Source organism: Chryseobacterium joostei, assembly GCF_003815775.1.
GTDB lineage: Bacteria > Bacteroidota > Bacteroidia > Flavobacteriales > Weeksellaceae > Chryseobacterium > Chryseobacterium joostei.
This window is the reverse complement of the sequence record NZ_CP033926.1, coordinates 955,515-977,862: the sequence shown is the minus strand read 5'-3', so window position 1 is coordinate 977,862 and position 22,348 is coordinate 955,515. Positions and strand designations below refer to the sequence as shown.

The 22,348-nt window shown below is 36.0% G+C and carries 20 protein-coding genes and 2 tRNA genes; 14 read left to right on the top strand and 8 right to left on the bottom strand.

Annotated features, from left to right (window positions below; all coding sequences use genetic code 11):
• Positions 1–17: 17 nt before the first annotated feature.
• Positions 18–90, top strand: a tRNA-Met gene (locus EG359_RS04585).
• 38 nt (positions 91–128) lie between these two features.
• A tRNA-Met gene (locus EG359_RS04580) sits at positions 129–201 on the top strand.
• A 183-nt stretch (positions 202–384) separates the two neighbouring features.
• Here the strand turns inward: EG359_RS04580 and EG359_RS04575 are convergent.
• From EG359_RS04575 to EG359_RS04565, 3 genes are read right to left on the bottom strand one after another with little or no spacing between them, the layout of a single operon-like run.
• On the bottom strand, positions 385–1,188 hold the full coding sequence (locus tag EG359_RS04575; RefSeq protein ID WP_076351519.1) for a class I SAM-dependent methyltransferase: 804 nt from the start codon (positions 1,186–1,188) through the stop codon (positions 385–387).
• Positions 1,189–1,226: 38 nt separating this feature from the next.
• Positions 1,227–1,484 (bottom strand): Ada metal-binding domain-containing protein, encoded by a 258-nt coding sequence (locus EG359_RS04570; protein ID WP_076352077.1) that lies wholly within the window; start codon positions 1,482–1,484, stop codon positions 1,227–1,229.
• Positions 1,485–1,515: 31 nt separating this feature from the next.
• Positions 1,516–2,229, bottom strand: a complete 714-nt coding sequence (locus EG359_RS04565) for a 2OG-Fe(II) oxygenase (protein ID WP_084180277.1) — start codon at positions 2,227–2,229, stop codon at positions 1,516–1,518.
• Between the two features lie 197 nt (positions 2,230–2,426).
• On the opposite strand from EG359_RS04565, the gene EG359_RS04560 reads away from it, so the two are divergent.
• The gene (locus EG359_RS04560; protein WP_076351521.1) at positions 2,427–2,873 is read left to right on the top strand and encodes a GNAT family N-acetyltransferase; all 447 of its coding nucleotides are present in this window, start codon (positions 2,427–2,429) and stop codon (positions 2,871–2,873) included.
• A 449-nt stretch (positions 2,874–3,322) separates the two neighbouring features.
• On the opposite strand, the gene EG359_RS04555 is transcribed toward EG359_RS04560, so the two are convergent.
• Positions 3,323–3,904, bottom strand: coding sequence for a hypothetical protein (locus EG359_RS04555; protein ID WP_076351523.1), 582 nt, complete (start codon positions 3,902–3,904; stop codon positions 3,323–3,325).
• Positions 3,905–4,503: 599 nt separating this feature from the next.
• Here EG359_RS04555 and EG359_RS04550 point away from each other — a divergent pair.
• Together EG359_RS04550 and EG359_RS04545 are read left to right on the top strand one after the other, a co-directional pair.
• Positions 4,504–6,864 carry a TonB-dependent receptor gene (locus tag EG359_RS04550; protein WP_076351525.1) on the top strand — a complete coding sequence of 787 codons (2,361 nt, stop codon included), beginning with the start codon at positions 4,504–4,506 and terminating at the stop codon, positions 6,862–6,864.
• A 6-nt stretch (positions 6,865–6,870) separates the two neighbouring features.
• Complete coding sequence (locus EG359_RS04545; RefSeq protein ID WP_076351527.1) at positions 6,871–8,073, top strand: YncE family protein; 1,203 nt, start codon at positions 6,871–6,873, stop codon at positions 8,071–8,073.
• A 214-nt stretch (positions 8,074–8,287) separates the two neighbouring features.
• On the opposite strand, the gene EG359_RS04540 is transcribed toward EG359_RS04545, so the two are convergent.
• Both EG359_RS04540 and EG359_RS04535 read right to left on the bottom strand, forming a co-directional pair.
• Positions 8,288–10,411, bottom strand: a complete 2,124-nt coding sequence (locus tag EG359_RS04540; RefSeq protein WP_076351529.1) for a TonB-dependent receptor domain-containing protein — start codon at positions 10,409–10,411, stop codon at positions 8,288–8,290.
• A gap of 10 nt (positions 10,412–10,421) precedes the next feature.
• Positions 10,422–11,630 carry a PepSY-associated TM helix domain-containing protein gene (locus EG359_RS04535; protein WP_076351531.1) on the bottom strand — a complete coding sequence of 403 codons (1,209 nt, stop codon included), beginning with the start codon at positions 11,628–11,630 and terminating at the stop codon, positions 10,422–10,424.
• Positions 11,631–12,089: 459 nt separating this feature from the next.
• On the opposite strand from EG359_RS04535, the gene EG359_RS04530 reads away from it, so the two are divergent.
• From EG359_RS04530 to EG359_RS04515, 4 genes are all read left to right on the top strand, one after another.
• Positions 12,090–12,455, top strand: a complete 366-nt coding sequence (locus EG359_RS04530) for a BlaI/MecI/CopY family transcriptional regulator (protein ID WP_076351535.1) — start codon at positions 12,090–12,092, stop codon at positions 12,453–12,455.
• 5 nt (positions 12,456–12,460) lie between these two features.
• A complete protein-coding gene (locus EG359_RS04525; RefSeq protein WP_076351537.1) occupies positions 12,461–14,245 on the top strand; it encodes a M56 family metallopeptidase in 1,785 nt (594 codons plus the stop codon).
• A gap of 57 nt (positions 14,246–14,302) precedes the next feature.
• Positions 14,303–15,208 (top strand): GLPGLI family protein, encoded by a 906-nt coding sequence (locus EG359_RS04520; protein ID WP_076351539.1) that lies wholly within the window; start codon positions 14,303–14,305, stop codon positions 15,206–15,208.
• Between the two features lie 156 nt (positions 15,209–15,364).
• On the top strand, positions 15,365–15,931 hold the full coding sequence (locus EG359_RS04515; RefSeq protein WP_076351541.1) for a sugar O-acetyltransferase: 567 nt from the start codon (positions 15,365–15,367) through the stop codon (positions 15,929–15,931).
• A 96-nt stretch (positions 15,932–16,027) separates the two neighbouring features.
• Here EG359_RS04515 and fsa read toward each other — a convergent pair whose 3' ends face one another.
• Positions 16,028–16,681 carry a fructose-6-phosphate aldolase gene (gene fsa, locus EG359_RS04510; RefSeq protein ID WP_076351543.1) on the bottom strand — a complete coding sequence of 218 codons (654 nt, stop codon included), beginning with the start codon at positions 16,679–16,681 and terminating at the stop codon, positions 16,028–16,030.
• Positions 16,682–16,838: 157 nt separating this feature from the next.
• Between fsa and EG359_RS04505 the strand changes: the two genes are divergently transcribed.
• A complete protein-coding gene (locus tag EG359_RS04505; RefSeq protein WP_076351545.1) occupies positions 16,839–17,327 on the top strand; it encodes a DUF1905 domain-containing protein in 489 nt (162 codons plus the stop codon).
• Positions 17,328–17,382: 55 nt separating this feature from the next.
• Here the strand turns inward: EG359_RS04505 and EG359_RS04500 are convergent, their stop codons facing one another.
• A complete protein-coding gene (locus tag EG359_RS04500) occupies positions 17,383–17,943 on the bottom strand; it encodes a tetratricopeptide repeat protein (RefSeq protein WP_076351547.1) in 561 nt (186 codons plus the stop codon).
• A 189-nt stretch (positions 17,944–18,132) separates the two neighbouring features.
• On the opposite strand from EG359_RS04500, the gene pepE reads away from it, so the two are divergent.
• The 4 genes from pepE (at position 18,133) to EG359_RS04480 (ending at position 22,342) form a co-directional block, all read left to right on the top strand.
• Complete coding sequence (pepE, locus tag EG359_RS04495) at positions 18,133–18,825, top strand: dipeptidase PepE (RefSeq protein WP_076352079.1); 693 nt, start codon at positions 18,133–18,135, stop codon at positions 18,823–18,825.
• Positions 18,825–19,685 (top strand): hypothetical protein, encoded by an 861-nt coding sequence (locus tag EG359_RS04490; RefSeq protein ID WP_076351549.1) that lies wholly within the window; start codon positions 18,825–18,827, stop codon positions 19,683–19,685. Before pepE ends, EG359_RS04490 begins: the two co-directional genes overlap by 1 nt.
• Before the next feature lie 109 nt (positions 19,686–19,794).
• Complete coding sequence (gene dacB, locus EG359_RS04485; protein WP_076351551.1) at positions 19,795–21,168, top strand: D-alanyl-D-alanine carboxypeptidase/D-alanyl-D-alanine endopeptidase; 1,374 nt, start codon at positions 19,795–19,797, stop codon at positions 21,166–21,168.
• A 7-nt stretch (positions 21,169–21,175) separates the two neighbouring features.
• A complete protein-coding gene (locus EG359_RS04480) occupies positions 21,176–22,342 on the top strand; it encodes a sensor histidine kinase (RefSeq protein ID WP_076351553.1) in 1,167 nt (388 codons plus the stop codon).
• The last annotated feature ends 6 nt before the right edge of the window (positions 22,343–22,348 follow it).

Sequence of the window (22,348 nt, the reverse complement as noted above, 5' to 3'; positions counted from 1 at the left end):
GCACTCTAAAAATACACCGCGGGATGGAGCAGTAGGTAGCTCGTCGGGCTCATAACCCGAAGGTCATCGGTTCGAGTCCGGTTCCCGCTACTAAGTAAGTGCCTTCGGTAGGTACTCTAAAAATACACCGCGGGATGGAGCAGTAGGTAGCTCGTCGGGCTCATAACCCGAAGGTCATCGGTTCGAGTCCGGTTCCCGCTACTAAATGAGAGAAGCAATATCGTATTGCTTCTCTTTTTTTATGGTCTTTTTTTTGTAATGTGCGTTTTCTCACAAAAAATAAAGCCTCCAGTAGATTTTGAGAATAACACAAGTATTTTCAACTGTGAAATTTTGAAAATCTACGGAAGGCTAAGTTTTTCATTGCTTAAAATTGAGTGGAAATTATTTTTTCTTTGTCGCTGTTACTGAATAAACCATAGGGATTTTATTATCCAAATGTTCTATCCTATATTTTTTAGGCTCGAACTCAATGGTTTTATTGAAGCAGTTGTAAGGAGAGTAGTCAAACTCATCTAGACTGTTGATTTCAAGTCCGTTTTTAATCAGGCTATTCATTACTTCACTTAGACCATGATTCCATGTGACATATGATTGGGTAATTTCTGCATTTCTATCAGCATACGTTCCATTTTCTGTTTCAATAATGGCTCCCGAGTTAAAGTATCTATAACCTACTGTTTCAAAATTGTCATCAAACATCCATACAACAGGATGGAACTCCACAAATATAAATTGTCCGTCCGGTTTTAAGAATTGTGAAACAACTTTTGCCCATTTATCCAGATCCGGTAACCACCCAATGGTTCCATAGCTGGTATAAACAATGTCAAATTGTTTGTCCAAATGATTGGGTAGATCATAAATATCACAACAGATAAAATTGGCATTGGACTGGGTTTCATGAGCAAGTTGTCTGGCACTTTCAATGGCCTTGTCTGATAAATCGACGCCTGTAACTTCTGCGCCCAATCTGCCTAGTGAAATTGTATCTTGACCGAAATGACATTGTAAATGCAAAACAGATTTCCCTTGGAGGTCTCCTAAAAGATTCAATTCGATGTCATTTAATGAGGTATTTCCGTTTAAGAATCCTTTAAGGTCATAAAATTCTGACTTTAGGTGGCTTTCTGTTCTGTTATTCCAGGAATTTCGATTGATTTCCAGGTAATTATTCTCTGAATTCATTGTATTAAGTTTTTAAAGGCTTCAATTTACATAAATTATTATTGGGGACCACCTTTTTTGCTGGCTTTCCAGCTTTGATATTGCTCTCTTCTGCAATGTCCACAGGGGCGATAGCCGTTTTGTAGGGCTTCTTTTTCACTAATGAATAGAATCCTGTTTTCCCGCTTCATCCTTTTGCCTGAAGTACAATGGAGTAGGCCATAAATTTTCAGCCTCTTATTTCCTCCGAAACAAATTTCCAGCTTTCGAATTTTACTTCTTAGCTCAGTGTCCGATAATTGAGTGGGCTGTATCATATTTTTGAATTGGAGAGTTGTTTTTAATCTATCAACTGATCGCGTCATGGAAAATAATTCCCAATGCATAGCGTTTTCCTGTTTTTACTTCACTTACGCCGTGCTTCATATTGACTCTATAATATCCTTTGGTTCCTTTTTCAGGTTTAAAATTGGTTGTGAAAATAAGAACATCTCCTTTTTTAGGTTTTAAAACAATAGCTTTAGACTGCGCTCTGGGAACATGCTGAGTAAGTACAAATTCTCCTCCTGTAAAATCTTCATCCGGCTCACTGAGCATTAATACGATTTGAATAGGAAAATAATAATCTCCATATAGATCCTGATGCAAAGTATTGAAACCTCCCTCTTCATATTTTAAGATTAAAACAGTGGCCTTTTGTTGGACTTGAGAATGACATTCTTGCAGAAACGTCTTGTGTTCCAAAGGGAAATGAGTATCTATATTTAAAGCTTTAAACCATGAGTTGGCAATAGGAGCCAGATGGGGGTAGATCTGGGTACGTATTGCTTGAATTAACTCTGGTAAAGGGTAATTGAAGTATTTGTATTCGCCCAGGCCAAAACGATGTCGTGCCATCACAACAGTTTTACGGTAGAGATCTGCCTTGCTGTAAGTGGAAATTAATTCGTCGCATTGGTTATTTGATAGCAATTGGGGAATGATGGCGTACCCACTTTGATGCATTGCCTCTGTGATGTGCTGCCAGTCTGTGTTTTCAATTTTCTGGATTATATCTGTCATTGATTCTATGTTTAGGTAGCAAAGTTCCCAACTTATAAAGATGTATAAAATCCAAAACGTGCGGTCTTTTATCTATTCGTGGTATATCATTGAATGTAAAGCATCATCTTCTGGACTATTTATATAACTTTAATCTGGATGATAATGATGGTCCTATTTAAAGATAATTTTGCACTGTTAAACAAATAAATATAACGATGAATTACACAATTAAAAAAGCAAGCCTTGAGGATCTTAATGAAACGGCAGAACTATTCAACCTCTACAGAATATTTTATAGACAGGAATCAGATTTGGAAAGAGGAAAGGCTTTTCTTAAAGAAAGGTTTTTAAACAGCGAGTCTGATATTTTTCTGGCTTGGGTGGAAGGGAAAGCTGTAGGATTTGTACAACTTTACAAATTGTTCCATTATACTAAGCTGCAAAAACAATGGCTGTTGAGTGACTTATTTGTACATCCAGACTATAGAGGAAAAGGACTTTCTGTGGCCTTAATTGATCGTAGCAAACTGTGGTGTGAAGAAACAGGCGCATGCGGACTGATGCTGGAAACAGAAAAAACAAATGATATTGGAAATGCACTATACCCTCGCTGTGGATTTGAATATGATGGATTGCACAATTACTACCATTGGTGGAAATAGATCAATAGAGGCAAGGAGAAAGGGGATAAAATGAGTGCCGGATAGTCATTTTGTAGAAGCCATTTTTATACAAAACCGATCTTATTTTAAAGTTATTATTTCTTCAACAGCAAATTCCTCTTATTTCCTGCCTCTATATTTACCTGTCGGAAAAGGAAAATAAGTAGTATTACTTCTACAACTGCTATCATTTAATTCTACAATGATTCTTTTACAGGCAGGCTGCATAGCCCTATTTTTGTACAGCTTTACAGGTCATGGGTAGGACAGTTGATCCTGTAAAGCTTTTGCAAAATTATCTCCGCCCTATTTTCTACTTTTTCCCCAGGTTTTATGATTAGTACCACAAAACTGCTTTTGGGCGGAGGTTCTTTTGCTCCAAATAAAAAAGAGAACTGCATTTGCGGTTCTCTTTTTTTTGTGTTTTTGAAAGTATAATGACTTCAATATTATTGAGCTATTTGAGCGTAAGGAGCAAGTTTATTTTCCTCAGACATGGTTTGCTCTAAAAATTCTCTCTTCTGGTCTGTCTTCATTCTTCCTGTAGCATCATTGGCATTAGAATAGGCTTCACTAAGTTTTGTAGCGATATCAGCAGGTTTGAATTCGAATTTTGTATCTCCTTCTACTCCCAAATAGCCATTCTTTCTTGTAAGGTTAGAAATATAGTTACTATAATTTATGAATGTATTTCTAAGGTATTGAGTATGATATTCCATACATTTTTTAGCTTTCTTCGAAGAATTGTTCAAAATACAGTTCTTCATGTTGTTTCTGTAAAGAAACCATTCAGATTCCAAAATGCCATATTCCTTTCCCAGTGCAATTTTTCCGTTGTTAACGATGTTATTGTCACTTTCTTTTGTAGCAATGGTCTGAAGATGTTGAATTACTAATGGAACTGTAGCTTCGATTTTTGATTTTGTATCCTTTAATATACTAAGGTCCGCAGCTGGTGATTTTTTCTTTTGTGCTGTCGTAACGTTAAAAATAAGCAGTAGTAGTACAATCAATAAATTATATCTTTTCATGAGAAATTTTTAAAGCACTAAAATAAATATAATTTCCCGGTTAAAACAAATTCATTTTAATTTTCTTTAATAAAATTTAACAAATCTATAATATAAATTGTTCATTGTTGTATAAATGATGTTTTTAAGCTCTTTTTTGAGGTAATTTTTTTATAAAATTTCTTAATAAGAAATAAAATTCATGATGAAAAACGTTGTAATGAAGACTTTAAAATTGGAAATACCAGATTGTTTGGGGTATAATTTTTACAAAATAGAAGATAATCAGTGAATAATTTTTTTTGTGTATTTCACTGTAGAATATTCTAAAAATAGACTTAGAATGCGGTGATGAATTATTTTTGCCAGTATTTTTTGTCATAATCTTATAGAAATAGGGAGAATGTATAAAATTAGGTTTTGTTCGGTGGATGAATTTTTTCATGCTAACGAAACATAGTAATCTTATGTTTTTAATATTTGTATCTGAATCTAAGTTATTTAAGGATATTTTTTAGTTATATATTAATTATATTTAGAATAATTAAAAATAAAAGAGTCTTTTCCTTTGATGATTCATTGCTAACCTTTAATTTTGCTATTTATAATAATTATAAATAATGAAATTATATCAGCGTATTTTTATCTTTCTCATTTTTGCTCTTTCAATTTCCCTCATCAAAGGACAGGAGGACGATTTTTCGGTTCAGGGAGTTGTACAGAATCACGCAAAAAAGGGCTTAAACGGAGTGAACATTTTTGTTGAAAACACAAAAATTAAAGCAGAAACCGATCAAAACGGAAATTTCAAAATAAGTTACAAGAAAGGAGAGGCTACATTGGTCTTCAGTCTGGATGGCTACAAAAAGCTCCGAAAGAAAATGAACTTCGGTAGCGAAGGATCTCCGGTAAGTATCCAGCTAGTTGAAGATCAGGCGGCTGTAGAAGAAGTTATTGTACACGGAAAAGGTAAGGTGAAAGCACTGCAAGACGGTGCTTTTACTGTTAATGCTATAGATGTTGCGAAACTAGCCAATACAACGGCCGATCTTAATCAGGTTTTAAACAGAACTACAGGGATTAAAGTTCGCCAACAGGGTGGTGTAGGTTCCGATTATAACTTTTCTATCAACGGAATGTCTGGTAAGGCCGTGAAATTCTTCATCGATGGCGTTCCTTTGGAAATGCTGGGGAAAGGGGTAGACATGAGTACCTTGCCTGTAAATATGGCTGATCGTGTAGAGATTTATAAGGGTGTTGTTCCTATTCATCTAAGTACTGATGCTATGGGTGGAGCAGTCAATATTATTACTCCCGGGAGCAGCAAAAATTACCTGGATGCCAGTATAAGTGTGGGATCTTTCAATACACAGCGTATTAATCTGAATGGACAGTTTAAAGATGATAAAACTGGGCTTATCCTACGCATCAACAGTTTTTATAACCATTCGGATAACAACTATCTGATGAAGGATATGAAAATTTGGAACGGTGCCAAAAACGAATATGAGCTAAGAAATGTAAAACGTTTTAACGACAGATATCAATCTGTTTTCGGGATGGCTGAAATTGGATTAGAAAACAAAAGCTGGGCAGATTCTTTTTTTGTAGGAATGTCACAATCAGTTTTCGACAAACAGATACAAACAGGCTCCAACCAGGAAGTAGTATATGGTGGGGTAAAACAAAGTGGAGAAGCACATAATTATTTTATGAAGTATAAAAAAACGAACCTCTTCAATGATCGTTTGGATGTAAATGTTTACGCCGGTTTCTCTAAAAGTGTTCAGAAAGCAACCGATACGCTTATGCGTAAATATAGCTGGGATGGTACTTTCGAGCTTTCTGCTACAAGTGAAAAAGGAGGTAGGAGTATAATAATGCAACATGAAGATCGTCTTTACTCACAGGTAGGAGCTACTTACAGAATCGTTGACCACCACAAGCTTATCTTCAACTATGTACTTGATTATATTAAGAACACGACATTCAATCAGCTTGAAGAGCAGAAAGATGATGTATTTCCGGCGAAGATGACGAAGCAGATCTTATCTATGGCTTATCAACAGGATTTTTTCAATAAGCACTGGACTAACGTTTTCTTTGGTAAATATTATCGTGTAGGACTTCAAAAAATAGTGTTCGATCCGGTGACCAGAACTGATAATCCGGCAAAGGATGAGTTTAGTAACTGGGGGTATGGTTTTGCTACTACGGTAAAAATTATGAGAGGACTGGGGATAAAAGGATCATTTGAACGTTCCTATCGTTTGGTGGAGCCGCAGGAAATCTTCGGGGATGGTGTTGCTGTAACCAGTAATATGAACTTGAAGCCTGAAACCAGTAATAATGTAAACGTAGGCTTTTACTATGATCATCATTGGGGGCAGCATGCTTTCCGTATCGAGGGTGCGGGATACATTCGTGATACAAAGGATTTTATCTATACCGTTCCTAATTTGTACAACAGTACTTTCAAATATGAAAATCTTTCCAATATTTTTACCCGCGGACTGGAGGGAGAGGTGAGTTACCAGTACAAAAGACTCCTTAATGTGCTAATGAATGTGAGCTACAACAAAGCGTATGACAATACGAAATTTGCTAACAACAGTGAAGATGTAGTTTCAGCAACTTACAAGAAAGATGTTCCCAACCAACCCTGGTTATTTGGGAATTTGAATGTAAACATTGGTAAAGATGACTGGTTACAAAAAGACAGCCGTGTAGAACTTTACTACGGACTACAAACGACTGAATGGTTCTACAAAAACTGGAAATCCTATGGAAATCCAGGAAATATTCCATTTATTCCAAGACAAACTCTGCACAATGTTGGTATGAGTTATTCCATGAAGAATGGGAGATATAATCTGGCGTTCGATGTAACCAACCTTAGTGATGCACTGGCATATGACAACTTCAGGCTTCAGAAGCAGGGACGTGCCTTCTATGTAAAATTCAGATACCTATTTAAGTAAAAGATCATGACACAATATTTCAGAAACAGTATATTTTTAATACTTGCATGTTTAACCATCATTGGTTGTGAACGCGAACCAGACTCCGGAAGTTCCGAAAGCGGTGAAAAAGACTATAAATATTTTCTACTTTCCGCATTAGGAAGTTGGCCTAATACCGTACATTATATGACGGCTACCAACGATCTTACAAAAGGAGAAATGGATATTACCAAAGAAGGAGACGAGATTAACTCCAAAGGAACCTACTCCTACATTGTAAAAAATGGTTTAATCTATAACTATAAAACCGATCAGGGTGTCTTTAAAAAGTTTAAATATATACAGGATAGGCTTACCACTGTAAAGGAAGTCCCATTTACCTATATCAGTGATATTTCCAGTTTTGTATGGATAGATGATAATACCTTGGTTATTGTAGGAGAGACAGGCGATGGCCAGCATATACGCTATACTATTTTCAATACTTCAGACCTTAGTATTATCCGTCAGGGTGAGATTGAAGGATTTCAGCCTTTCCCAAATGCTTATAATTTCTATTCGTTGGGAGCCATGACCTATATGGATGGGCAAATCTACTTGCAGTATAGCTTCCGTGATGGCAAATGGCTTACTCCGGAATATTACAACTTCGCTGTAATAGACTATCAAACTTTCAAAGTAAAAAATTCGATAACCGATACTCGAAGTTCGGGAGTAGCAAATGGTTCCCCTTATTTCAAGACCACCTTTACAAAAGATAAAGAAGCCTTTTATTACACCTGTTTCCCACGTGTAGGAGCAGGAACAAGTAGCATTTATCTTTTCAGAGCGCTTAAAGGGGCAACCTCGCCTGATACAGGATATCAAATCAATCTTACCGATCTGGTAGGAGGCAAATCTCTGGAAACAGTAATCGATTATATTGGTAACAATAAAATGGTGGTTCTATACCGCGATCCGGCACTAGGTAATACCTATAATGGTCGCTATGCGATTGTAGATATCGAAACCAAACAATTGGTTCGTGTATTGGACGAGCTACCGGGAGATGAACCCTATGAACAAGGAATGTTTGTTAAGGATAAAAAGTTATACATTGCTATAAACACCAATAAAGGTGGAAATTATGTATGGATCTATGATCTGCAAACTGATAAAATAACTAAAGGAATGAAGCTTCCTGATAAGATTTCGGGCTTTGCCCGCTTCGATAAGTTATATGACTAATCATGGCTTATCCATATCGTAGAAATACGGAATATTTACCTGATTAAAAAAGCTGTTCTCAAAATTATTGAGAACAGCTTTTTTTGTTTCTATTAAACTATTGTAATTCAATTAGTTTTAAAATTTTCCTTTACGATATGACCTAAAAATGGCCAGAAGAAATATCCAGCCACTCTAAACTATCAGATAGCTTTTATTTCTAGGATTTGGTATTCTAAAGCTTGTAATTGAATGACAACGTTACTACACGGCTGTCCAGATTGTATTTTTGTCGGATTGTAGAGCTGAAATTATCTCCCGTTACACGGTAGTTATTTGTTTTTAATAAGTCTGTTACCGCTAGTTTTACTGTTGCTTTATCCTTCCATAATGTTTTAGAAACTCCTAATGTCAGGTCAAAGTAAGCATCACGGATAAATAAGCCAATGTTCGATTTCGAGAAATATTGTGCATTAGCCTCAGCTTTCACCCCTTTTGCAATATTAAAGCTATTTTGAGCATTCAGTGTAAATGCCAGCTGTGAACTGTTTACCGAGTAATTCTGGTAATTTCCCTTATACTCATTGTTGAATATATTAAGCATGGAAGTAAGTGACCAGAAACTGAAAAGCTTTGTAGTTGCCGTTATGTTGGCACCATATACATAAGACTTATTCAGGTTATCCTGAGTCTTTACCAGAATTCCTGTATCCGGCTGGTAGTTGTATACTTCTGTCATTACATCGTTTGTTACACTAAAATAAGCTGAAGCTATAATGTATTTTCCCCATGTATAACCCAATTCTGTTGCGTGGGTGAACTCCGGATTCAGATTCGGGTTTCCTTGCCAATAGTTGAATGGATCATCATAAAAACGGAACGGATTCAGATCGAAGTGACTCGGTCTGTTGATCCTTTTACTGTACGAAGCGTAGAATCCATGCTCATCATCCATTTGATATTTGATGGATGCACTCGGGAATAGGTTGGTATAATCTCTTTTTCGCTGCTCCTGGGAAGTCTTCTGGTTAATGTCCGTGTGCGTCATTTCCGTTCTCAATCCCAGTTGGAATGTCCACTTCGTTAAATTCAGCTTGTAGTTGGCATACAGTGCATGGATTTGCTCTTTGTACACATATTCATTGCTTGCTTTATCATCATTTATCCAGTCTTCAACCTGTTGTATAAAATACTCCGAGGGATTGTTGTTAGACTTTATCGTAGACTTCAGACCTGTTTCAAGGCTGTGCATCTCACTAAAAGGAAGAGTGAAATCGACTTTAGCATTAAAGACTTTCAGGCGGGAAGCAATGCTGCCTCTTCTGTTGTTAAATTTCTCTGTTCCCTGATTCACCAATGCATTTGAAAGCTGATTCTGATGGGAATTAAAGCGTGAAGTTTCATATTCCAGATCCACATCTACCTTATAATCCTTATCATTGAAGATGTGTGTACCCTTTAGATTATAAGTATAGTCATACCAGTTTTCTTTGCTTTTGTTATCCGAAAGTACATGAGCAAACAAATTATCCACAGGTTGAAATATTCTGTTTTCACCACTAGAAAAGTCTTCATATCGTCCTATTTTAGCATCAAATAAAGCACCAATAGTTGTTTTATCACTAAGAGTGTAGTCTGCCCCGAATTTAAAGTTGTTGGAGGTTAAAGGCTCATTGGTTATTGAATTCTGATCTGTTCTCCTCGTCATTTGTTGAGGTTGTTTTTCATCAAAGAAAATCTGGTTAAAGTCTCGCCTTTCTTCCTCGCCACGGAAAGTATAGCTGTAGTCTCCATGAAGAGATAGTTTATTGTGGGCGTAGTTCAGACTCAGTCCTGTATTAATTCTATTTTTACGACCCCTTCCGCCGTTCAGATAATAATTACCACTAAGTCCCTCCGAAGAACTTTTTTTAAGTACAATGTTAATGATACCTGCATTTCCTGCAGCATCGTATTTGGAAGATGGATTAGCAATAATTTCAATATTCTTTACCAGTGTAGAGTTGGTAGAGCGCAATAAGTTGGCCAGTTCCTTAGTAGAAAGAGAACTCAGTTTACCATTAATCATTACACTTACTCCTTTTTTACCACGTAAGGATAGCTCGCCTTCCTGCGAAACCACTACACCCGGTGTTTTGCCCAGTAATTCCAGTACAGTAGTGCCATCAGACAATACACTATTTTCTACATTAAAAATCATTTTATCGGCTTTCTGCTGAAAGACCGCTTTGCTACCTTTTACTACAATACCGCTAATCTCTGATATTTTTTCTGTCTGCAAAGAATCGGTCAGACTTTCCGTCTGTCCATAGGCGTTCAGACTTGCCATTAAAGGTAACCATATATAGTGTTTCTTCATGATAATAGATTTAGGTTGTTGTTTTCTTTTTATTTCTTCGTCCCCACCAGATCATAAATCCGGTTACTGGCAACGAGGCACAGAATAGACTCATTATAAATGCCAGTATTTTTCCCGGCATTCCGAAGAAGGCTCCCACGTGCAAATCATAGGTAGCATCTGTAGCTCTTTCAGCCATAGGTTTGTCTTTATGCGGACGGCTAAATAGAAGCTTTCCTGAATGTTCATCGAAAATCATCATGGAAGACTCAGCATAAGTGAATTCTTTTTCCTTGATCCAGATGCTTAAATTATCGTGTTGGTGATCTGCCTCAGCATGATCTTCCAGATCAATTCCAAAAGAATATGCTTTCGGGTAATGAGTTTTTACCTCTTCTATGATGCGGTCTATAGTTGTTGCTGTTTCAACAGATTCCGGAGCGGTTGTTTTATACTGGCTGTAATCCGGAGTAGCTGAAGAAAAACCATTAAGTAATGCATATAGCCACACTTGGGTGATACGGAACGAATACATGATACCGGTAATCGCTACAATAATGGCAAGAAAGGAGGTATAAAAACCAAGGATGTTGTGTACATCGTAGTTCTTGCGTCGCCAACCTTTTACTTTCTCCCAGCGGAACCATAGGCGCTGGTCACGCATTTTTTTATTCTTTGGCCACCACAGGATAATACCGGTAATGAGCATTATTACAAAGATAATAGTAGATATTCCTACAATAGTGCCTCCGACCTTATTGCTAAGCAGCAATGAGCGATGCAAGGTCATACAGATAAAAAAGGGATTGTTTCTTACATCATATATCGCAAGTACCTTTCCGGTATATTGATTTACATAAACGTTTTTATAGACAATGAAAGTATTGAAGTGGTTCCAGCCATCCCTGTTACTTTTGAGCAACGAGAATTGGTAGGAACGGGCAGGATCTATAGGAATTGTAACTTCCTCTGTTTTTACGATTTCATCTTTTAGTTGGGCATTCACCAAGTCTTTTAACTCACGTATAGGAATAGGCTTCTTATGCTGAATATCCTTTTCTCCATGAAATGTGTGCTCCTTACGCAATGCAGCAGTAATGTCTTCATTGAAAACAAAAAAAGCACCAGATAAAGAAACTATTAATACAATGATCCCGGAAAGCAGTCCGAGCCACAAATGAGCTTTCAGAATATATTTTTTAAGGGTACCCTTGGACTTCTTTTGGCCAATCTTTTGCATTTTATTATTATTTAGTCTTATTAAAAATAAATAAGTTGCAAATATAGTTTTATTTGTAATAATTCTAAACAGTGTGAGGGCTTTATTTTACCTGATAAACCTGATTTTTATTAGGATTTATAAGAGTTGGTGCCATGCCGGAATAAAGAAGAGACTATTAGAAAAAATTGCAACTGTTTATTTTATAGGTAATTGTGGGATACAATTTTTAAAGTTTTTTTTAGAGCAAATAGGACTTTTTCTATTCATTAAACCAGTGATAATTTTACTATTATTAACAAGTTTATATATTAAAATTAATTTTATTATATTGTTAGTCAGTTGATTATACTCAATTCTTTCCTTATCACTAAAAAAATAGTTGTTTGATTCAATTTTATTTCTACATTTGTATAACTAATTTATTAGTGATATGAATTTCATGGATGATATATCACTATAATGATAAATGAATAAGATATGAAACATCAAACTTTAACAAAGGCAGAGGAACAGGTAATGCAGTATTTATGGAAATTGGAGAAAGGATTTCTTAAAGATGTTCTTGATCTTTTTCCGGAACCCAAACCGCATACAAATACCGTTTCTACCATTTTAAAAGTATTGAAAGACAAGGAATTCGTAGATTATGACGTACATGGGAGACAACATGAATATTTTCCGTTGGTTACAAAAGAACAGTACTCTGGAAAAACAATGAAAAGCCTTGTAAAAAACTATTTTAAAGGTTCTTATAAAAGTGCCGTTTCATTCCTGGTAGAAAAAAATGAAATGACAGTAGAGGATCTTGAAATGCTTTTAGACGAACTTAAAAAGAAAAACTAATAATCATGGAAGCAATACTTTTATACTTTGGAAAATTAATTTTATGCTCGGGTGTAATGTTTTTGTACTATCGGTTGTCTTTAAAAGACAAGACATTCCATCACTATAACAGATTTTATCTGCTGGCGGCAATTTTAATATCATTATTACTGCCCCTTATCAAAGTAGAAGATTTTACAATAGAAGTAAATAGTGATATGTATATGCTTCTTGATAAAATTCAGAATTTTAAAACAGAAAAAAAACTTGACAATGGTAACCTTTATTTTAGCATTATTTTTTCAGCTCTGGGACTGGTTTCTCTCTATCTTTTAGGGAAGCTGCTCTATGGAATCCTTAAGATTCAGCAGTTTAAAGCACAGTTTCAGAAAGAAAGTTTTGACGGGATCAATTTTTACCGTACAAACCTCACCGAAGCCCCATTTTCTTACTTTAAAAACCTTTTCTGGAAGAATACCATCACACTGGATTCTGAAATAGGAGAGCAAATTTTAAAGCACGAAATGGTACATATTGAACAGAAGCATTCATTTGATAAGATTCTTATTGAAGTTACTACAGCTATTTTCTGGTTCAATCCGTTCTTTCATATCATTAAAAGAGAAATTAGTTTAATTCATGAATATCTGGCTGATAAAAAAGCCGTAAAGAATTCGGACACCAAAGCATTTGCGCAGATGCTTTTAGCAAGCCACTTTTCCGGAACACAGCTGGCTGTTGCAAGTCCGTTTCTAAGTTCAAACCTTAAAAAAAGACTTAAAATGTTACAAAAACCAAAAACCAAATTTGGGTATGCGCATAGAATCCTAGCGTTACCAGTTTTATTTACAATAGCTTTTGCTTATTTGGTAAATGCTAAAAACAGAGAAATTGAAGAAACAAACCTTTCTATTAAAAAAGCAGTTTCAGAGATTAAGATAGACACGGTAAAAGAAAAAACAGAACAAAAGGAGATTACGGAACCTACAACAAAATCACCTGGTGACAATGAAAGGTTGGCTGAGCTTGAAAGAAAATTAAGTGAAAAGGAAAACGAACTAAGTAATTTGAGTCCAGACAGCGAAGCATTTGATAAAAAAGTTGAGGAAATAGGTACCCTGGCATCAGAGATAGGAGGTATTGCAGCATCTATAGAAGTTGATGAATATTTCAACTCTGCTGAATGGAAGAATCAAATGAAAGAGCTTGAAAACCTGAATCCTCTTGATAAAAAGGAACTTCGTAAAATTAAACGAGAAGCAGCGAAAGCAGGTAGAGAAGCTGCAAAAGCCGCAAAAGAAGCCAGCAAAATTGGAATAGAAGCAGGAAGAATAGGTAGGGAAGCTGCTGAGCAGGCAAGAATTGAAGGAGAAAAAGCCAGAAAAGAAGGAGAGCTTGCAAGAATAGCTGGAGAACAGGCGAGAATAAATGGAGAAGCTGCAAGAAAAGCCGGAGAAGAAGCCCGAAAAATAGGAGCAAAGGCAAGAATTGAAGCTCAGAAAATAGCAGCTGAAGCTGTTGGCAGGGATTTTAAGGAAATTAATTTCACAAAAGCAGGTACTTCACCTAACGTAATGGTTTTGCAGGCTGATTTCATTAAAAAAGACGGAAATGGAAACATTGCCATGAATGGAGTCAAAAGATATAATTTGAATGGTTTTGATGAGGCTAAGTTTTTCGTAGACGGAAGATCGGTTTCCAAAGAGGAGTTTCATTCAATAAAACCTGAAAATATCGCAAGTATGAATGTCATTAAGGAAAATAAAATGAAAGGTACTGAGAGCGAAATAAGAATTCAGACAAAGAAATAAAGTTTAATCAAGCTTTGTCAATACCACTTGGCAAAGCTTTTTTTATTATTATTGATTATGAAAAGTAAAATTCTATTTTTGATGTTCCTGGGTGTATTGGCTAATGCACAAGTCAACAGGTTCTTTTATGAATACAAGTTTATTCCCGATTCTAATAATAAAGAAGAGGTAAAAAAGGAAATGATGCTGTTGGACATTGACAAAGACGGATCAAGCTATTACAGCCATGATAAATTTGTTGCAGATTCTATAAGCAGAGCAGAACTTGAAAATCAACTGAAAGCAGGCGGTGGAAATATAAGCGTGAACAGGAGAGAAAAACCAGGTCAGGTTGCCTATAAAGTAACCAAGCAATATCCTGATTTTAAAACCTATCTTTTCAGAAGTATCTCCATGGATAAATATAAAATAAAGGAAGATAAAAAACCGGAATGGAAAATACTGCCGGAAAAACAAAAAATAGGAGAATACAATGCCCAAAAAGCAATAACCACCTTAGGAGGAAGAGACTGGACAGCCTGGTTTACAACAGATATTCCTTTTCAGGACGGACCTTATATTTTTTATGGACTTCCTGGGCTAATTGTAAAGCTTGAAGATGCTACGGGATCTCATATTATGGTACTGGCAGGAAATAAGACGGTAAAAGCTCAAAGCGCAGAAAAGGAAATTCAGCTTCCTGAGAATGTGAAAGTGCTGGGATTGGGAGGAAAGGAAATTGAAGTAACAAAAGACCAGTTTAAAAAAGCGTGGAAAGCCTATGTAAATGATCCAACAAAGAATATGAGAGAACTGATGATGAAAAGCGGAGGAGAAACAGGAACTAAGTTTGCCTTTAAAGTAAAAACCTCAGACGGAAAAGAAATTTCAGACCCAAGCCAGGTCTTCAGAGAAATGGAGAAAAGAACAAAAGAAGTTCTTCAAAAAGATAACAATCCGATAGAACCGGATCTTGTGAATTAAAATTATTTTATTTTCTACTTAAACAGGATAACTTTAGAAAGGTCCTGTTTTTTTGTTTCTAAATGAGAGATTACGAACTAAATGCAAATGAAAGCTTACCTTAATGATGATAAAAATTTATATTTTTAAGCTATCTTAAACCTTGAATCTAATAATATGACAGAAAAAGAAAAATGTGCAGCCGGGCTTTTATATAACGCCAATTATGATGAACAACTGATTCAGGAGCGTGTTGCTTGCAAGGATTTATGTCTGGAGTATAACGGATTGAAAAATTCTGATGCCGAAAGTAGACAGAATCTGATTAAACAGATTCTTGGCAGTACAAAAGAAAATATATGCATAGAACCATCTTTCTGGTGTGATTACGGATATAATATTGAGGTGGGAGAGAACTTTTATGCTAATCATAATCTTGTCATTTTAGACTGTGCTCCGGTAAAATTCGGGGATAATGTTTTTATTGGTCCTAATTGTAGTTTTTATACGGCAGGGCATCCTCTTGATGCAAAACAGAGAAATGAAGGCCTGGAGTACGCACATCCCATTACAGTGGGAGATAACGTATGGTTAGGAGGAAATGTAGTCATTTTACCAGGAGTTTCCATTGGGAATAATACCGTTATAGGTGCGGGAAGTGTTGTTACTAAAAGCATTCCGGAGAATGTAGTGGCAGTAGGAAATCCTTGCAGGGTAGTTAAAAGTATTCCTGAGGAAAATTAAGAGTAGTAAAAAGAATGTTTAATCAATCCTACGAACTATAAAAATAAAATCCCGAAACAAAGTTTCGGGATTTTTATATCTGAAAGACTTGAAGTCTTATGCTAATTTCTGAGAATCTGCAATAAACTGAGCCAATCCGCTATCCGTTAATGGGTGCTTCAATAAGCTCAAGATTGGAGGCAGTGGAGATGTAATTACATCAGCTCCAATTTTAGCACAGTCAATGATGTGCATAGAGTGACGGATAGAAGCAGCAAGAATTTCAGTTTCAAACATATAGTTGTCGAAAATTAATCTGATCTCCTGAATAAGGTTTAGTCCGTCAGTAGAAATATCATCTAATCTTCCTAGGAATGGAGAAACATAAGTTGCTCCTGCTTTAGCTGCCAAAAGAGCCTGTCCTGCAGAAAAAATTAGAGTACAGTTAGTTCTGATTCCTTTATCAGAAAAATATTTTAAAGCCTTGATACCGTCTTTAATCATTGGGATTTTTACAACGATATTTGGGTGGATTGCAGCCAATTCGTCTCCTTCCTTGATCATTTCTTCATACGTTGTAGAAAGTACTTCAGCAGAAATATCTCCATCTACAAGCTCGCAGATCGCCTTATAATGGTTTTTGATTGCTTCAGCTCCCTGAATACCTTCCTTAGCCATTAATGAAGGGTTGGTAGTTACACCATCTAAGATTCCAAGATCTTTCGCTTCCTTGATTTGCTCTAAATTAGCTGTGTCAATAAAAAATTTCATTTTGTTAAATAGATTTATTGGTGCAAAGATAAGCGATTTAATTGAGTTCTTACATATGAATTTTGTGGGTAAGAGGTTCGGATTTGGATATAAGAATGTTTTAGAGTGATTACTTTTTACATTGTACACTTTCCAAAATCATTTAAATTTGTTACTCATGAAAAGCAACAGTTTTACAACTACCTTGGAAATTATCGGGATCAATCCCTTTGTTTTTATTCCTGAAGAAGTTCTGGAAAGAATTTTTGAGGATTCAGGGCGGAGTAAAAGCCCGATTCCGGTAAAAGGAACAATAAATGGAAAGGAATTTAAGCAAAACCTGATGAAATATTTAGGAGAATGGAGGCTGTATATTAATCTTACCATGCTGAAAAACTCCCCTAAGAGAATTGGAGAAACCATTGAAGTGGTTTTAGAGCATGATGATTCTGACAGAAGTATTTCTATTCATCCTCAACTGGAAGAGGCAATAAAAAGTAGTGTTTTGGCAACTTCTAATTTTGAAAAGCTCATTCCATCAAGGCGTCATGAGCTGATTCGTTATATCAACAATCTGAAAACAGAAGCAAGCATTCAACGGAATATTGAGAAGATCATCCGGCATCTGCATGGTGAAACAGACTTTTTTGGAAAGAAAATTGAATAAGATAAGCTCTCTCAAACCATAAAAAAAATCCGGAAAATTTTTCCGGATTTTATATTTATGAATTTAATGCTTTACTAAGTTTTACAGCATCCTGATTGGTTGGGTCATATTGTATAGACTTAGCAATATGCTCTTTTGCCTTATTAGGATCTGTTTGTTGTTCTGCAAAGGCAACATAGAAGTATGCGTAGGCTAGATTTTTCTTATTTTGTTCCACTTCCTCAGGTTTTACGGTTGCAATATACTTTTCATAAGCAAGCTTTGCATTGGCATCATCCTTGGCAGATTGATACGCATAGGCTTGGCTATAATATGATGGTGCCCAATCCGGTAATAAAGCGGATATTTTCTTCCATGTTTCTACTGCATTGGTCCAGTCTGAAGCATCCTGATAGGCCGCTGCCAGTTTTGCCAATGATTCTGTATCCTTTGGATTGGCTTCAATTTGTTTTTTAAGACCATCAATGGTCGGATTACCTGTTTGAGTGGTTGCAGCTGCATTAGCTGTAGTGTTGGCACTATCTGTTTGGGTAGTTTGTGCATTTACAAAAGTTGCACTTCCTACAAGTATTAAACCTAAAAATAGATTTTTAATATTTACTCTCGTCATTTTCATAATCTAATATTTTAAAATTCTAAATTCTAAAATTCAATAATAATTCCACAAAATGTAAAATTTTAGAAGCTTTAGGATTTTTTAGAAAATATTAACGAATAAAATGTTTTTTTTAGTTTAATTTTTGATTCGTTGATGTTTGCTATCTTTGTTGTTCAACATTATTTCTATAATCAATATAATTCTTGTATGAATATCATATTAGCTTCCACATCCACACTTTTTGGTGGAGAATACTTAGAATACTTAAGAGAAGAACTTATTACACTATATGCCGGAATTGACGAAATTGTCTTTATCCCTTTTGCAAGACCGGGCGGTATTTCTCATGATGACTACACAGCAAAGGCACGTTCTTTCTTTGAATCCATCAATATTAAAGTAAAAGGACTTCACGAATTTGAAGACAAAGCAGAAGCCATACATCAGGCAAAAGGTTATTTTACCGGTGGTGGAAATACTTTTTTATTGGTTAAAACCTTACACGAAGAAGGCTTAATGTCTGTTTTAAAAGAAAATGTAAGCAACGGAAAGGCATATCTTGGATGCAGCGCGGGAAGTAATATCGGAGGACAGAACATGAAAACAACGAATGATATGCCGATTGTTTATCCGCCAAGCTTTGACTGCATGGGATTGGTTCCTTTCAACCTCAATCCACATTATCTTGATCCTAATCCGGATTTGAAGCATAACGGAGAAACAAGAGAAACACGTATCATGGAATTCCTTACTCAGAATGATATCAAGGTAGTAGGGCTTAGAGAAGGAAACTGGATCCGAAGAACTGGAGATACCATTACCGTTGAAGGTAGCGAACTGACAAGAATCTTTGAAAAGAACAAGGAACCTTATGAAATAGAAGCTGGAAGCTCATTGTAATGGGGCAAGAAGAAATAGACAGCTTTATAGAACGTAATCTGAAGAATTTTTCGGTCAACAGTACAGGGTGGAGGGATTTGATCAGACAAATGTTGTTTGAATTTGCCATTGGAGGCTGGAATATTGAAAATGATGTTTTCGGAAAGGAAAAATTCGGAGAACTGCGTTGCAATATTTATTCTGAGAACGAAGAACTCAATGCAACGCTTAAAAATATTACTGACAAATACTCAAAATTATCTGCAAAAACCTGTGAGATCTGTGGAAGCGAGGGTAAAATGAGAACAATAGATTCCTGGCAAACTACTTTATGCCTGAGTCATTTTCTGGAACAACAACCTGTGATTGAAATTGACGCAGAACTTAATATCAAATTAAAAGGTAAAAAAATATTGAACCTTAAAGACGTTACCAACGTGGAGGTTGAATATGATCTTCAGGGTCTATGGTTTACAGGAAATGGATTGGATGAGGAAGAGCAGACCTATTTTTCCTGGCAGCAACCGAATTATTATCTGCTCCTGAAGACTGTTCCATTGCATCTGTTTTCTGAAGAGATACAATATGATGTTTCTGAATTTTTTAATAATCTGCAGGATTGTGAAATCTGTGGTTATAAAGCAATTCATCAAAGAGAATGTCTACGGTGTCATCATGAACCCTGGAGTGATTCAGAATCTTTTATTGAAGATTATGGTGAAAAATCAAGTTATATCAAAGATTGTCAGATAGAGTTTTTTATAGATGAAGATGATTATGAAAAATACTTCAAGTATGACCGTTCATTTGAGAAAGTTCCAGATCACCAGATTCTTTTCAGTCACAACGATCTCAATGAATATGAGAAGCTTTTATTTTAACTATATTTGATTAGAATTTAAATTAAATAAAAATACTCCGGGCACTGCATTTATATATATTGTAAAGGCTTGGAGGCATTAGTAAAGTTTACAACCAAACTACAATGTAATGAAAAAAACACTTGCAGTTCTTACCCTTTCTGTACAGATTTTTTCGGCTCAAAATATAGCCCAGAAATTAGATAAGGTAACCAAGGATCTTATGGATTCTTCAGGAACGGTTTCCTCTAGTTTATCGTTTTATGTATCAGATGAAAACGGGAATTTTATATACGAATATCAAGGAAATAAAGGACTTTCAACAGCTTCTACCCAGAAAATCTTTACAGCAGGCGCTGCATTGGAAACATTAGGGAAGAGCTATACCTATACCACAACGTCAAGCTATTCCGGAAATATCTCTGGAGGCACTTTGAACGGAAATCTTTTCATCAGTTCTAATGGTGATCCTACACTGGGAAGCTGGAGGTATGATGCTTATAAACCTGAAAATTTTAAAAAGAAACTCATTGAAGCTATTAAAAAATCAGGAATTACAAAAATATCAGGTGACCTGATCATTGATGATTCTTATTTTGATCATCAGACAATTCCCGGTGGATGGCCTTGGGATGACCTTGGAAATTACTATGGAGCAGGAGTTTGGGGAATCAACTGGAGAGAAAACCAATTTGATATCAATATCAACGGAACGGATTTTAAAAGTTTTTCCTATCCATTGGAGGGAGTGAAGTGGCTCAATGATTTAAAGGCTAGTGGTAGTTCCGATCAAAGCCTCATCTTTACGGCACCTCATTCCAACGTTGCTTTAATCAACGGAATGCTTCCGGGAGGAAAAACGGTAACAGTTTCCGGATCTACACCCAATCCTCCTTTGCAACTGGCTTCAGAAGTAAAGCTGTGGTTAAAAGAATCGGGAATAGAACTCTCAGGAAAAGCTGTGACCAACTCACAATTGGAAATAGAAGGTAAACAGATTTTGGAGGCTCCTAAAACTAATGTTATTTTGACGTACCAATCTCCAACCCTCGATAAAATTGTTTACTGGTTTTTGAGAAAAAGCGTTAATCTTTACGGAGAAACCCTTATTAAAACGCTGGGAAAAGAGAAAAAAGGAAATCCAAGTTTCAAAAGCGGGGTAGCTTATCTGAGAGAATTCTGGAAATCAAAGGGAATCAATCCAAATATGATCAATTTTGCTGATGGAAGTGGACTTTCTCCCCAGAATTATGTTGCTGCCAAAGCAGAAGTTCAGGCTCTTTTATATGCTAAAAAACAATCGTGGTTTGAATCCTATTATGATGGATTTCCTGTTCAGGATAATGGAATGAAAATGAAAAGCGGAACCATGAGAGATACTAAATCTTTTGCAGGCTACCATACTGCCAAGGATGGGAAAAAGTATGTTTTTTCAATTATTATCAATAATTATCAGGGAAGTGGAAGTGCGGAGCTGCAGAAAATTCTTAATGTTTTAAAATAAAATAGCCTTGAGGAAATCCATTTTAACCAGAATGAATAACTGGATTATTTTTGTTGTGATGACTACCCTGGTGATTGCCATTGTGGTGGCTTCTACATCGCTTATTAATTTTCTCAGGAAGGAGGAAATCAAAAGGATTAGTCTTCTTTCCAAGGCGATAAGAATCCAACAGGAAGTAAAGACTCCCGATACCGATGTTCTTGACCTTCTTCCCGACATACTGAACATTAATAATACCATTCCGTTCATTGTGACGGATAAATATAAAAAACCGATTCTCGATCTGGGGTATTACAGAAACATTCCGGAAAGCACCATAAAGAATCCTGAGAAGCTGCATGATTTAATGGAAAGTATGGAGAAAAATTATGCTCCAATCGAAATCAAGGTTCCGGATGGGAATAACCAGTTTGTGTACTATGATAACTCGCGTCTACTGAATAATCTGCGCTACTCACCTTATATTCTCGGGTTATTTATTCTGTTGTATTTTGGATTTACTTTCTGGTTCTTCAGAACGATCAAAAAAACAGATGAAGGATATCTTTGGGCAGGTCTGGCCAAGGAAACTGCCCACCAAATAGGAACACCCTTGTCCTCAATGATTGGCTGGATGGAGATTATGAAGCTGGATACTCCGGATTCTGAAGGAGTTCATGAAATTGAAAAAGATATTGAGAGACTAAGAACCATCTCCGAACGTTTTTCAAAGATTGGTTCGGTTCCTGAATTGAATGACATGAATTTTAATGAAACCATTCAGGAAAATTATGATTATTTAAAGACCAGAATTTCCAGGAAAGTCAATTTTACCCTTCATCTTCCTACCTATAAAGTTCTGGTTCCTCACAATAAAATTCTGATGAGCTGGGTGATTGAAAACCTTGTGAAAAATGCGGTGGATGCCATGAAAGGCGAGGGGGCTATTACCATGTCAGTTTTTGAGAGAAATAAAAATATTCTGATTGAAGTAAAGGACAACGGAAGCGGTATGACAAAGCAGCAAGCGAGAAATGCTTTTAAACCGGGATATTCTACCAAGAAAAGAGGTTGGGGATTGGGCTTGTCATTAGCCCGAAGAGTGATCCACGAATATCATAACGGAGATATTAAGATTTCCCAAACGGAAGTAGGAAAGGGAACTACCTTTAGAATAACAATTCGAAAAGCGTAAACTTAA